Consider the following 13,447-nt stretch of genomic DNA (forward strand, 5'->3'; position numbering starts at 1 on the left):
CACCGAAAAGACCAGATCAGCGATCGGTCTTCCCAGATTTTGCATCGTATGTGTTCTTATTTATCCTTACTGTACAAAAGATTCACTGCCTCTTCGACAATGCGTTCCGCAGATTTCAATCCGCGATAGCGCGTCCAGAGGTCACGATTTACTTTGTGTACTTCCTGATTTTTGACTGCGTTGATATTGTTCCAGAGCGGATTTTGCTTCCACTCGTTCAACAACGCGTCGTCTGCTTCCGCTAGGAAAATCACATCTGGGTCCCACTGCACCATTTGCTCCAGACTGATTTTTACCGTTGGTTCTGGCGCATCCTGAATCGCATTTTTAATTCCAATCATTTCGAGCAATTCGCCATCAAACGATTTCGAACCATGTGCAGACAGCGAATCTGCGCGGAATACTCCCAGCATGACATTGCGGGAATCCCCAGCCGTTACCTTCTTCTTAAACTCTTCGATGATCTCCTTGTGCTTGATCAGGCGTTGTTCTGCTTCTTTTTGCTTGTTCAGCGCTTCCCCAATCGTGGCAAACGAGCTCAAGTTTTCCTGATACGTCGAGTTGCGGCTTTTCAAAATAATCGTCGGTGCGATTTTTTGCAAATCCTTGTAAATGTCCTTGTGGCGATTCAAATCACCGATAATCAAATCCGGCTGCAACGAGCTGATGACTTCCAGACTCGGCTGCTGGCGAGTCCCCACAGGAGTATACTCGATTTTTTTGCCGATCAGTCCTTCTACGTCCTTATCCTTCTCCTGCGCGATTCCTACGGGCGTCACTCCCAGCTCCCATAGCCCGTCTACAAAGGAGTACTCCAACGCGACGACTCTTTTCGGGTCTCCAGTAAATTCCGTTTCGCCCAGCTCGTGTTTCACGATGCGCTTTTGTGTGGTTTGCGCGCTATCTTGACCTGCTGCTGGCTGGTTTTGTTCTGCGCTGCCGCACCCGGTCAGTAATACCGTACCTGCCAGTGCAAACGCCCAAAGCATATGACCGAGACGTTTCATTCCGTTTGTTCGCTTCATCTTTTGTCCCTCACTCGATGTAATTGATAATGATTATTATTACCGATAAATTGCGTTTTTTATTGTAACAATCCGCTGCCGCAAATAAAACATTATGCTTATTAAACCTTTTACCGTAATAAAGGTGATTAACGTCATTTTGTTCACGCTCTGCCATTACGAAAAAAAGCCGTTACGCCTGAACTATCGACGTAAACGGCTTTTCGCCTCGATGCTATTTGTTGTTTGGCGCATGACTTACTTCAGTCGTCGAGCTCAGCTTCTCTAATGCTTCCTTGGCAGGCGCATGATTCTCCGCCATCGCCAACGCCGTCTGATAAGCTGCCACAGCCTCCTCCACTTGACCCAATCCTTCGTAGCAAAGCCCTTTGTAATACCAGGCGTGAAAACTTCCTGATCCCTTCAAGGTCAGATGACGAATGTTGCTCTCACCTAGCTCCAAGCAGTGATCGAACGTCATCAAGGCTCGTTTATAGTCCTTTTTCAAATACTGAATGATCCCTTTGTACAAATGCAAATCAACGTAGTCAGGATAAATCTCGATTGCCTTTTCAATTCCTGGCCACGCTCCCTCAGCACTTCCGATCGAGATCAATGTAGAGTATTTGAGCTTATAAAGAAGCGAAGGGGGCATCATATGATTTTCGAGAAACCCGATAATAGACAGATTCACGAATTTGAACGTTTTCTCATGCTCCTGGATACGTGAGAATTCACTGGCAAGATGATACTCAATCCATGGAGAGTGGTCCTCTTTTTCTAATTCCCTCATGAGTAGCTGAATATTACGCTCGAATTTGTTCTTTCTGCCAGTGAATTCATTCATGTAGCCGTAATGGTATATCCGTACAGGCAAGATTTGAATGTGGAGATCTTCGGTCAGATTGGGAAGAACCTCTTCTACGTTGAGCGTTTCGTGAATGGGAAAATGGAAGCGAAAACCGATGCCATTGCGAAACAAACGTGAGTGAGCGATATGAAAAGCATCGTCTTCATTTATTTCATCTCCAATGTAATTTATTAGATGGATATAAAAAAGAGAATCCTCTTGACCGCGAAGCAGCTCTTTCAATTTCTTGCTGTCTTCCTGATTCATTTCCTCATCGGCATCCATCCACAAAATCCAGTCGCCCGTTGCTTTTTCCAGTCCAAAGTTTCGCGCTTCTGCGAAGTTATCCTGCCACTCATACGAGTGCACGACCGCTCCGAATGACTTGCCTATCTCTACCGTTTTGTCGGTACTCCCCGTGTCTACGATAATCATTTCATCCACAAGCTCTTTCACGCTTTCCAAGCACTTGTGAAGGCACTCTTCTTCGTTTTTTACAATCATACATAAGGAAATTTTGGGCGCCTCAGACATGTTGCTCATCTCCTTTTACACACATCACTGAGATCGTAGTCTATCCCCCTTTACTCTATGAGCGGACTACTCCTTTCAGAACGGCGCCATTTCCTTGGTTTTCGAACCTTTTACTGGAGCAGCGCATAGGTAGTTGTAGGCAGATATCACAAAGAAAGCAGGGATCGTATCCATGCATGACTCATGTCCCTTGTGCAACGGTGCTCAGGTTGCGCTTTTCCACCAGTACGCTACCTTTTCGCTCCTAACGTGCAAAGGTTGTGATCTCGTTTTTCAACCTCACCTCGATCAAGTCAACGTGCCACAGCTGGTTGCAGACATTTATGATGCGAATTGGGTTTCCATGCGGGATCAATACGCCAAAAATACATTTACGGAACATGCAATCTTTAATACATTGCTGCTCGATATGTGGTTTTCGGAAAAAGGAAAGCTGCTTGAAATTGGTCCAGGAACAGGAGAGTTGTTATTCCTTACTCGTGAGGCTGGGTGGGAGGTTGTTGGAGTAGAGCCGTCGCACCAATCATGCGCATACGCCCAAGACCGGTATGGGTTACAACTCGTTCATTCGTTATGGAACTCCTCCGTTCTCGCCCCCGAACACATTGGTACTTTTGATGCCATCGTTTTTTGTCACGTCCTTGAGCATATTTCGCATCCGAAGCAATACCTTGAAGAATTGAAGGGGTTTCTTAAACCAGGAGGAAAAATCATTTTTAGCGTGCCGAACAAAAACTCGTTCACCAATAAATTGTTTGGGGTGTATTCCCCGCTGTACACCGAGAATGACCACCTCTTTCATTACTCCCGTGACAATCTGGTCTCACTGCTTCATCAAGGTGGCTGGGAGGTTCTCTCCATCTTTTCTCGAGAAGAAACGAACCGCTTGGAAAACCATCTGCGCAAGACCACGCAAACACCTTTACCAATTCAGGACATCATGAAACTAGCCGTGAACCTCCAGTCGACCTTCCAAGGCCATGAAATCTTCTGCATTGCAACACGACAAGCCTAACTTGCCATCCGTAACAAAAACTCGAATAGGCAGGAGGTGCAGCACATAGATGACTAGAGCCAAACTGACTCTTTCCATGATTGTGAAAAATGAAGGCAATCGGTATTTGAGACGAGCGTTGGAAGCACATAAAGACTTTATTGACGCAGCCGTCATCATCGACGATGGCAGTATCGATCATACCGTGGAGCTCTGTAGAGAGGTTCTCAAGGGCATTCCTCTTCATCTGGTTCAAAACGTTACCTCTCAGTTTTCCAACGAGGTCGCCTTGCGCAAACAACAATGGCAAGAAACGATCCAGACTGATCCGGGATGGATTTTGAATCTGGACGCCGATGAAATCATGGATAGCTCCTTCCCCTCAAACGTTTCCGAGATTTTGGAACAGCAGACATACGAGGCGATCTACTTTCGTTTGTACGATATGTGGAGCGAGACGCATTATCGCGAAGATGTGTATTGGAAAGCCCATCATTACTACCGTCCTTTTATGATCAAATATCGCCCTGACTTCCCATATATATGGAGAGAAACCCCTCAGCATTGCGGCAGATTCCCTCTCTCGATCAACCAGTTCCCTTACCTGTGCCATCCATCACGCGTGAAGCATTTTGGCTGGGCCCGACTCGAAGACAGACAAAGCAAATACAACCGCTATCAGCTCCTCGACCCCGACGCCAGATATGGCTGGAAGGAACAGTATGAATCCATCTTGGATCAACATCCCAATCTGTTGGAATGGGTGGAATGAAGATGATCATTCGCGATATCGAAAAGGCTTTGCAGCAGTCCAATTGTAATCACTGGCGATACAACTCACTCACGTTGAGCAAACAGGCCCTCGTACATGCATGCCGTCATATCAACAAAGAAAAGGAGGGGTGCCAGGTGCTTCAGCTGGGTGGAGGTGACTCCGCTCTGTTTTGGAAATCACTTGGCGATCTTGAACTGCTCCCGGTCCAAGCAACCATCGTGGAGCATCATCCGATTCGTGCAAAGGAAATCAAGGAGAGCCTAGGGGATGTCCCGCATGTCGCTTTCGTGACCAGTTCTTTGAAGCAACTATCCGAAGAGGAATGGAACAAGGTCTTCGACAATCCAGCAGAGAGCAAGAGCTTGTGGCCTGCCATCGGACAGCAAGTTCCCGAGAATCAATTTGATCATTTTTCCATTCAAAAAGCATTTTACGCCAATTTGGATCAACTATCGCTTTCCGGTCATTCAGTAGATGTCATGGTTGTGGACGGTCCGCATGGCAACGGCCGCTCTCTTGCCTATCCACTATTTATTGACACACTCAAACCAGATGCGCTTATTCTCGTAGATGATTTTGATCACTATCCCTTTCTGGCTCATCTCGGAAAAATCTATCACTACGAAGAACTTTTTCGAGAGATAGTCGGAAATCGTCGCTGGGTATTGGTAAGGCTCCAGGGCACCAAAAATTAATGAGCAACTATCCATTCAGACAAACACCACCATAGGCTCTTGTGCATATCCTACTCTCGAGAAGGTTTGGAAGGGTGGTTACATACGCTCTTATTTAGCGGGATACAAGAAACGTTTGATTAATAAATCCATGAGGTGATGATCATGTCTCAAGCATCGATCCCAAATATTACGCCTGTTATCTCGATTACTCTAGGCCAAACCACTTCGTTATTGCTTGCATCCATCGCTTTAGAAGAACTGGCTTTGGCTCACATTCTGAACGCCGAGGCTGAAAAGCTCCAATTTGTTTTAGGTACCCTTGATCCAGGGCTCGAACCAGCCGCAACACTCTCCGACATCCTGCTCGTCAATGCAAGCGTTCGTCAAACGATACAAGATGTCATCAAAAAAGAAATGCTTCTGCAATTCAAGCTGGAGAACATCATTGATAATCTGATCCCTCCACGCTAACTGGCTTCTTCATTTACAAAATCATGATATCGGTTATCCACACATGGCCCAGGTCTCACACCTCGGGCCATTTGCTTTTCCCCCGTTTTCCCATAAAGCGCACAAATCAACCGCATAGCAGGACACTCACTCCACCATGTACATATCCTGTATATCAAGAAGCGCTTCACACCTGCACCTTGGTAGGCACACCTGCATACCTTGATTTCGACAAGGACAGAAAGGGTACGTCGTATGCTAATCAACTGAATCGCCAAACGATGCAGGATGCCATCAAGAAAGAAATGCTCTTGCAATTCAAATTGGAAAATATCGTAGATAATCTTCTTCCACAAATTCCTTCCTGTTAATAAGTCTCATCCATCTGGAAACTATCACCATACCACTGGTCCGGGTCAATCGATCCGGGCTTTTCACATTCCCCGCTTCCTTGCGCATGGTGTACAAATAAACGGTTCAGTGGGACACACACCTATGCATACACTTACCGTAGTTAAAACGAAGGGGGGAACAGCTAGCGCTCACCCGTTTAGAAGTATGCGATAGGCTTGCACAAGTTAAGTAGTTACCCATTACTTCAAAGAGGTGATCTCATGTCTCAACCTACCATCCCTAACATTACCCCAACGATTTCCGTTACGATTGGGCAATCCGTATCTTTACTGCTGGCATCCATTGCTTTGGAAGAATTGGCTTTGGCGCACATTATGAATGCAGAGGCTGAAAAGATCCAGTTTGTGGTAGGTACATTGGGGATTACGCCTGGGGTCGTCCCCAACATCTCTGACATTCTTGCCATTAATAACAGTGTTCGCAGAACGCTGCAAGATGTCATCAAAAAAGAAATGCTCTTGCAATTCAAGTTGGAAAATGTGGTTAGCATTCTCCCGCGCACCTCTACTTCGTTATCGAATCAATACGATTAAGTTGTCATATTAAGATCGCGGTTACATAACATGTACTGCGAGGAAGTTTCCATTTATTCACTATCAATCACGCGATCCTATGACGATCCTATCGTTTTTGTTGCAAGAAACTTGCCCGAAGGCGTTCTGTGCAAATAAAGGGAAGCAGATCGCCTTCTTCTTTGGGCAAGTCTTATTTTGTATACAAAATCATACACATAAAGGATGTAGATAACGATGTCAATGCCCACGGTCCCCAATATAACACCGGAAATCATATTGAAACGCAACGAAGTATTAAATCTGCTTCTGACCTCCATTGCGCTGGAGGAAATCGGACTTTCTCACATTATTAATGCAGAGGGGGAAAAGATCCAAAAGATCGTGAAGGATCAATGCCTCTCGCTCAATGATGCACTTGCCCTAAACAACAGCGTAGAGCGAATGCTGCGCAATGTCATCAAGACCGAGATGCTCTTGCAATTCAAGCTGGAGGACATTATCAAGCTGGAGCAGATGCACCATCATGATCATCAGCACGATGACTTATCTGACTTACCCGACCTTCCGTGCTTTGAAGAATAGCCCTCACTACTTACACTGCTTTTCATGGGATCATAATTTTATTGAAGAGGGATGATGATGACCTTACGGGATAAAGTTCCATCAAATGATGTGCCTACACGCGAAGAAGCTTTGAGTCATTTGCTGCAATCGATTGCCCTAGAGGAAGAAGCCTTATCCAGATTGCTAAACGCCGAAGCTGACAAAGCCCTTGCTTTCGTCGGCAAAAATCTGGACTTCCCCAACAACCCCTCTAATGATGAGATCATCACCTTTAATCGTACAGTCATTTCGATTCTGGATTCGGTGCTGATGGCTGAGTGGCTTTTGTTAAAAAAGCTGGATGCGGCCATTCACATGTACCCTAGTGTGCTTAAATCAAATTTTGAGATGGAAGAATCCGATTTCGGGGATGAATTGGATGACATCACCATCGACTATTAACGATTGTTCATTTCGGGAATTCGAGGTCAATTGCCATGAAGAACAGAGGTATTGATGACCAAACCGTTCTAAAGCTGACCTATTCCATCGTCCAGTTGGTCAAAGGATTGGAATTCCGCTTTCATCATGCCAAAGATTATGAGCTTATACTGTTTGGCTACCAAATATCATCGATGATCAATCTGCTCGTCAGACTGCATACCCACATACATAATAAGCAGATTGCTCACAGCTTCCTTTTTGAATCGCGTAATCCTCTCCATCCTACTAGTGAAATGTACACACATGTCCTTGCTGCCATTGCCCAGTTATCGGAATTGGTAAAGACATGGAGGTTTCCACATAAACAAATCGCCACATTGATTGAAAATCGTCTGCGGCAATTACAAGTGTTTTACTCGATAGAAGACCATTCCCATCAGCAAATAAAGTCTATAGAACCAGAAGAGGATTCCCCCTACGACGAGCCGATGCAATTGGAGCTGGAAGCAGATATTCCAGATGACGAACCGATTCAGCCAGACCTGGGTGAGCAAACGAAAACTGCTGACGTTCCACCTATGCCTCCCCCTACCCCTCCATTGCTCGCAAACAATGCACGCATTGATAAAGCCAACAACCAGAAATCAGTACGTCCAAAACCCCCATTACTAGCTCAAGCTGCGTCCATCCCGACTCCCGATAAAAACAAAAACAAAACCGTGCGTCCCAAGCCTGTACCAAACGTGGTAAAAGTGCGTGGCCAGAAAAAAATGCTCGCGAAGCGAGTTCCTACACCTACACAGCCTCCCTTTGTACCGAACTCCGTAAAGGTACGTATCGGCAATGTCACCAAGGTCATCCACATATGAACCTGAATCTAAAGAAGGAGTAAGGTATATGGATCGTTTGGAATTGATCGAAGTGGCAGGCAACAGTTATGTGGTCTCCGGTAAATACGGGATCGGCGTCTATTTGGATAAGTTCAGCAAAACCGCCGTTTGCATGGATAGCGGACCGAATGCCACGGTCATCGAGGAAGTATGCACGAAAATCAGTGATCGAGGGTATCAAATCCTTGCCGTTGTTCATACACATGGTCACGCTGTTAATCACGGTGGCAATCTCTATTTGAAAAAGAGGTTCCCCAACCTTCGCATCTATGCGACACATCTGGCATCCTATCTCATTGAAAATCCGCATCTCGAGCCTTTGGTTTTCGACGCAGGTGGAGGGTCTGATACGAAGCCTGATCAAAACAAAAGGAATGCACGTGCCCTAGTAACGGATTATCTGCCATCCACCGATGGTATCTTTCACGTCCATACTATTCCATTCAAAATCGTCTCCTTGCCTGGACATTCACCGGGAATGGTCGGCATTATTACCCCTGATCATGTCCTTTACTGCGGCGATGCCTTGTTTGGTCCCAAAACATTGAACAAGCAGGATCTCCTTTTTTTTAACGATCTGCGGGCTGCCAAAAGAAGCTTCAAAAAGCTCTCGATGATGAAATTGAACGCTTATGTGCTGTACCATGGCGGACCCTATAAGACAGTCACAGGTTTAATTAACAAGCATCTCACCCTCATGAAAGACACTTCTGCTTTTCTTGAAGCATTGATTCATGAGCAGCCAAGCACTCTCGAACAAGTAGTTCAAAAAGTCATGAAAAAGTATGAGTTTGAAGATGACTTGCACCGCTACGGTTTGACTACTTCGATTATCCGCTCTTATTTAAAAGAGCTACAGCAAGAGAATCGAATTGTCGCAAAAGTGGACAATGGTTTCCTGCTATTCAGTAAACCTGCGGTAACCACTTGAACAAAGGCTATATATGGGGGTGTACCATGGGTAAAAAACGTATTTTAATCGGTAGTCCCATTCAACAATTTCCGATCATTTTGGAGGAATTCCTTCAATCCCTCACGGAGCTGACTACCAAAAACGAACTGGTTCATTACATGTTCATCGACGATAACAAAGACCCACTATCCAGTACACTCTTGGCTGAATTCGAGCAGGAGAACAAACGAACCGTCATCCTCAAGAACACAGACGATGACACGTATGTCCGTAATGAAATGACTCATTATTGGACGGACCGAAATATTTGGAAAGTAGCGCAAATGAAAGATACGATTATCTCCTATGCGCTCAAAGAGGGTTTCGAATACTTGTTTTTAATCGATTCCGATCTCGTTTTACACCCTCACACCCTGCAACAATTGCTTCGAGCCAATAAAGAGATTATCTCCAACATTTACTGGACACGTTGGCAGCCTGATTCGATTGAACTTCCTCAGGTTTGGCTGATGGATCAATACACATTGACACGCGAAGGCGCGTCCGAATCAGCGGAGAACCAAACCTTTTTAGAAATGCTGCGTAAACCGGGTGTGTATGAGGTAGGTGGCCTTGGTGCATGCACGTTAATCCATCGAAAGGTCTTGGAGGCAGGCGTCAGCTTTAAGCGAATACCTAACTTGTCGTTCTGGGGAGAAGATCGGCATTTTTGCGTTCGGGCTGTAGCTATGGGCTTTTCTTTGCATGTGGATACGCATCTTCCTGGGTACCACATCTACCGTCAGTCGGATCTGGCAGGAGTGAGCGAGTATCGTAAAAAAAATGGCATGACAGCGGGGAAAACGAATCAGATTTCAATCAGTTTATGCATGATCGTCAAAAATGAAGAAGACGCTCTAGAGCGTTGCCTCTCCACCGTTGCGGATCTCGTCGATGAAATCATTATCGTCGACACTGGTTCAACAGACCGCACGCAAGAGATTGCGTCCAACTATGGCTGCACTATTTATGATTTCGAGTGGATTGATGATTTTTCTGCTGCCCGCAACTATGCATTCAGTAAGGCAACATGCCCCTATATTATCTGGCTGGATGCAGACGATATCCTTCTGGAGAAAGACCGTCAGCTCTTCCGCGAATTGAAGTTTACGTTGAATTACAGCATCGACAGTGTCACGATGAACTACAACCTTTCTGTGGACAGCAACGGGAATGTAGCATACAGCATTCGCCGCAATCGCCTGGTAAAACGCGACCGCGGTTTTCGCTGGATCGGACCTGTCCATGAATATTTGGAAGTGAGCGGAAACGTCATCAGCAGTGACATATCCATCACGCATAACAAGCAGAAGGAATACACGGACCGCAATCTGCAAATCTATCGACGCAGGGATGCCAAAGGGGAAGAATTCTCTCCACGGGACTTGTACTATTATGCGAATGAATTACGCGACAATCAGTATTATGAAGAGGCCATTACTTTTTATACGAAGTTCTTGAACACCCAACAAGGCTGGGTAGAGGACAACATTAACGCTTGCTTGAAATTGGCGAGTTGCTATTCCCATCTATACGAGAGACAAAATGTTCTGTCGTCGCTATATCGTACGTTCAACTACGATCGTCCACGGGCTGAAGCGTGCTGCCAGATCGGAGCCTTTCACGTCGAAGATAAAAACTGGCTGCTGGCGATTTTTTGGTATGATCTCGCAACACAAGTGAAGCGACCTGCTGAAAAGCTCGCACACATCGACCACGTATCCTGGACGTGGCTACCTCATCTTCAACTCTGCTTATGCTATTCTCAAATGGGGGATAACGAGAAATCACGCCACCACAATGATATCGCCTACTTATACAACCCAACTCACCCTAGCATTCTCTACAACAAAAGGTATTTTGAATCTCTGACCTGACTCCCCTCGTGATCATGAAAAAGTTACCCACCCTGTGGGTGAATGTATAAATGTCATAAGCAATGGTGGTCTATTTTTTGATGAGCACGGTGCTTACCGGTTAACACAAAAGCCAATCTGGAAATCAGATTGGCTTTTTCTGTTTCTATACAGTCAGGCACTCTCATAGATAAAGCCTCATAGCATAGTGATAAGTTTTTGAATGTAACAGGAAGGATGAATGCCATGTCTCAAGCCAATATTCCCAATATTACTTCCACCATTACTGTAACGAGAGACGATGCTATCAATCTCCTCCTTACTTCCATCGCCATCGAAGAGCTCGGCCTCGGGCACATTATTAATGCAGAAGCAGAAAAATTACAATATGCCATCGGTACACTACCAGGCTTGACTGTTCCTGCTTCGGTAAGCGATCTCCTTCTGGTGAATGCAAGCGTACGCCAAACCTTGCAAGACGTTGCGAAAAAAGAAATGCTATTGCAATCGAAACTGGACAACATCCTGTCTGTTCCATCCAGCAGCACAGGTGGCATAACGGGGGCTACAGGGTCGACGGGCGTTGGTATTACTGGGCTACTGGCGTGACGGGGACCACTGGCGTCGGTACTACTGGCGCTACAGGCGTGACGGGGGCCACGGGCGTTGGTACTACTGGGGCTACTGGTACCACCGGGGTTACAGGTCCCCCTGGAGCAACCGCTACGGTTCCTGGTTTTAATAACGCTGTGATCGGATCACTCGTACTCGATACCCCCATCGTCGTCCTACCCGGAGACGGCATTCCGCTACTTCTTACATTTGTCTTAAATGGAACGGACATCACTCATACCGCGGGAGATACTTGCATTTTTTTAGCAGGCGGACACTGCTACTTGGTGAACTACATCATGAATGCTGACCCTCTGACTAACCTGCTTATTTTGGCAGGGCTCCGGTTAAATGGCGTCCTTGTACCAGGAGCTGGCTTGGATCAAGGTGGGCAGCCGGGGACGATCGGAATGATTCAAGGTACAGGAAATGGTATCGTCGTTATGCCACCAGGACCTCCTCTATGCCTAGAATTAGTCAACCTCTCTGAAGATGCACTCTCTGTAGATCATGTGCGTATTGTCATTACAGAAATTTGTTAGTAAATCAGCCTAACTCACTCCTTAGGATGGCATTGGATCACCCACTAGCTGATTCCAATGCCACGATTAGGAGTGTTTTTTACAAACTCTATTAAAAAGCAGTACATATTTTGAACAAGCTTACCCAACCGAAAAAGTGCCTTTTTTGCTGCTATGTAAAAACCACATCCGATTTATCTACATACAATAGCTACATCTCAGGTTACGCACTAACAGAAAGGAGTCCCTCTGATCTTTTTGCAGATGCTCTTATCATGACATCTACCATAACACCCCCCATCACTTTCTCTGTGTTTTATTCAACTCTACCACCCTCTCCTTTTCAAGGCCGCATGCTATCAAGATTGAATACTGGATACCACCCCATACAGTACACAGGTCTTGTCTCACATCAAAAATCTTATACAACTCAATCTTCTCGTACGGCCGTCGGTTTCGACGAGGAGGCCTTCAGTCTCAACGTGCTTGTATATCTGCTGAGACTGTTTTTTTTGGAAACCAAAAGAACACCATTTTCGCGACGAGTGCTGTGTACCTGATCGCTTGCTAGTCCACATGCTCCACTCCGAAAGCTGAGAAAGGTGTTTTCAATCTCTACAGAAAGGAATGATAAGATGTCTCAGGCAAATATCCCCAATATTACCCCTACCATTACCTTAACCAGAGATGATGCCATCAATTTGCTTCTCTCATCTATTGCGTTAGAGGAATTGGGTCTCAGTCATATCCTCAACGCCGAGGGCGAAAAGCTACAGTTTGTACTCGGTACTTTACCAGGAATATCTTCACCCCCCGCAACGATCAGTGACCTTCTCAATATGAATCAGAGCGTGCGTGACACGATCAAGGTCATTACACAAAAAGAAATTCTGCTCGATTCCAAGCTGAATTCGATTCTGTCCACCCCAATATCCCTTGGGCCAACGGGACCAACGGGGGCAACGGGGGCGACGGGCATTACTGGACCGACTGGACCTGGGGTTGGGGCGACTGGGGCTACAGGAGCTACAGGAGCTACAGGTTCAACTGGGACCATTGGGGCGACGGGTGTTGGTGTTACCGGGGCTACTGGCTCTACTGGGGCGACAGGTGTTGGCGTTACCGGGGCAACTGGCTCTACTGGGGCGACGGGCGTTGGTGTTACCGGAGCCACTGGCTCTACTGGGGCTACTGGCGCTACCGGGGCGACGGGCATTGGCGTGACGGGAGCCACTGGCGCTACCGGAGCGACGGGCATTAGCGTGACGGGAGCCACTGGCTCTACAGGGGCGACGGGCGTTGGCGTTACTGGAGCTACTGGAGCTACTGGAGCTACCGGTGCCACTGGCGCCACTGGGGCAACTGGCGCCACTGGGGCAACTGGCGCCACTGGGGCAACTGGCGCCACTGGGGCAA

At 46.5% G+C, this 13,447-nt stretch carries 14 protein-coding genes and 1 pseudogene; 13 read left to right on the top strand and 2 right to left on the bottom strand.

Annotated features, from left to right (window positions below):
* Nucleotides 1–56 precede the first annotated feature (56 nt).
* On the bottom strand, nt 57–1,025 hold the full coding sequence (locus tag ACQ5DJ_RS11290) for an ABC transporter substrate-binding protein (RefSeq protein ID WP_429842548.1): 969 nt from the start codon (nt 1,023–1,025) through the stop codon (nt 57–59).
* Nucleotides 1,026–1,239: 214 nt separating this feature from the next.
* Nucleotides 1,240–2,388, bottom strand: a complete 1,149-nt coding sequence (locus ACQ5DJ_RS11295) for a glycosyltransferase (protein ID WP_429842549.1) — start codon at nt 2,386–2,388, stop codon at nt 1,240–1,242.
* 172 nt (nt 2,389–2,560) lie between these two features.
* Between ACQ5DJ_RS11295 and ACQ5DJ_RS11300 the strand changes: the two genes are divergently transcribed.
* The 13 genes and pseudogenes from ACQ5DJ_RS11300 to ACQ5DJ_RS11360 form a co-directional block, all read left to right on the top strand.
* Nucleotides 2,561–3,403 carry a class I SAM-dependent methyltransferase gene (locus ACQ5DJ_RS11300; RefSeq protein ID WP_429842550.1) on the top strand — a complete coding sequence of 281 codons (843 nt, stop codon included), beginning with the start codon at nt 2,561–2,563 and terminating at the stop codon, nt 3,401–3,403.
* Between the two features lie 49 nt (nt 3,404–3,452).
* Nucleotides 3,453–4,154 (top strand): glycosyltransferase family 2 protein, encoded by a 702-nt coding sequence (locus ACQ5DJ_RS11305; RefSeq protein ID WP_429842551.1) that lies wholly within the window; start codon nt 3,453–3,455, stop codon nt 4,152–4,154.
* A 2-nt stretch (nt 4,155–4,156) separates the two neighbouring features.
* Nucleotides 4,157–4,852 (top strand): hypothetical protein, encoded by a 696-nt coding sequence (locus ACQ5DJ_RS11310; RefSeq protein ID WP_429842552.1) that lies wholly within the window; start codon nt 4,157–4,159, stop codon nt 4,850–4,852.
* A 144-nt stretch (nt 4,853–4,996) separates the two neighbouring features.
* On the top strand, nt 4,997–5,305 hold the full coding sequence (locus ACQ5DJ_RS11315) for a hypothetical protein (protein WP_429842553.1): 309 nt from the start codon (nt 4,997–4,999) through the stop codon (nt 5,303–5,305).
* 593 nt (nt 5,306–5,898) lie between these two features.
* Entirely contained in the window at nt 5,899–6,231 is a 333-nt protein-coding gene (locus ACQ5DJ_RS11320) for a hypothetical protein (RefSeq protein WP_429842554.1), read from the top strand.
* A gap of 216 nt (nt 6,232–6,447) precedes the next feature.
* On the top strand, nt 6,448–6,795 hold the full coding sequence (locus tag ACQ5DJ_RS11325; RefSeq protein WP_429842555.1) for a hypothetical protein: 348 nt from the start codon (nt 6,448–6,450) through the stop codon (nt 6,793–6,795).
* Between the two features lie 57 nt (nt 6,796–6,852).
* The gene (locus ACQ5DJ_RS11330; protein WP_429842568.1) at nt 6,853–7,218 is read left to right on the top strand and encodes a hypothetical protein; all 366 of its coding nucleotides are present in this window, start codon (nt 6,853–6,855) and stop codon (nt 7,216–7,218) included.
* A gap of 35 nt (nt 7,219–7,253) precedes the next feature.
* Nucleotides 7,254–8,069, top strand: a complete 816-nt coding sequence (locus ACQ5DJ_RS11335; RefSeq protein ID WP_429842556.1) for a hypothetical protein — start codon at nt 7,254–7,256, stop codon at nt 8,067–8,069.
* 28 nt (nt 8,070–8,097) lie between these two features.
* The gene (locus ACQ5DJ_RS11340; protein WP_429842557.1) at nt 8,098–9,021 is read left to right on the top strand and encodes an MBL fold metallo-hydrolase; all 924 of its coding nucleotides are present in this window, start codon (nt 8,098–8,100) and stop codon (nt 9,019–9,021) included.
* 26 nt (nt 9,022–9,047) lie between these two features.
* Nucleotides 9,048–10,919 carry a glycosyltransferase gene (locus ACQ5DJ_RS11345; RefSeq protein ID WP_429842558.1) on the top strand — a complete coding sequence of 624 codons (1,872 nt, stop codon included), beginning with the start codon at nt 9,048–9,050 and terminating at the stop codon, nt 10,917–10,919.
* 225 nt (nt 10,920–11,144) lie between these two features.
* A complete protein-coding gene (locus ACQ5DJ_RS11350; RefSeq protein WP_429842559.1) occupies nt 11,145–11,507 on the top strand; it encodes a hypothetical protein in 363 nt (120 codons plus the stop codon).
* On the top strand, nt 11,504–12,052 hold the full coding sequence (locus tag ACQ5DJ_RS11355) for a hypothetical protein (RefSeq protein ID WP_429842560.1): 549 nt from the start codon (nt 11,504–11,506) through the stop codon (nt 12,050–12,052). Before ACQ5DJ_RS11350 ends, ACQ5DJ_RS11355 begins: the two co-directional genes overlap by 4 nt.
* Nucleotides 12,053–12,666: 614 nt before the next feature.
* Nucleotides 12,667–13,447 (top strand): annotated as a pseudogene (locus ACQ5DJ_RS11360) (hypothetical protein); the annotation flags it as partial.

Source organism: Brevibacillus sp. FIR094 (genome assembly GCF_050477165.1).
Classification (GTDB): Bacteria; Bacillota; Bacilli; order Brevibacillales; family Brevibacillaceae; genus Brevibacillus.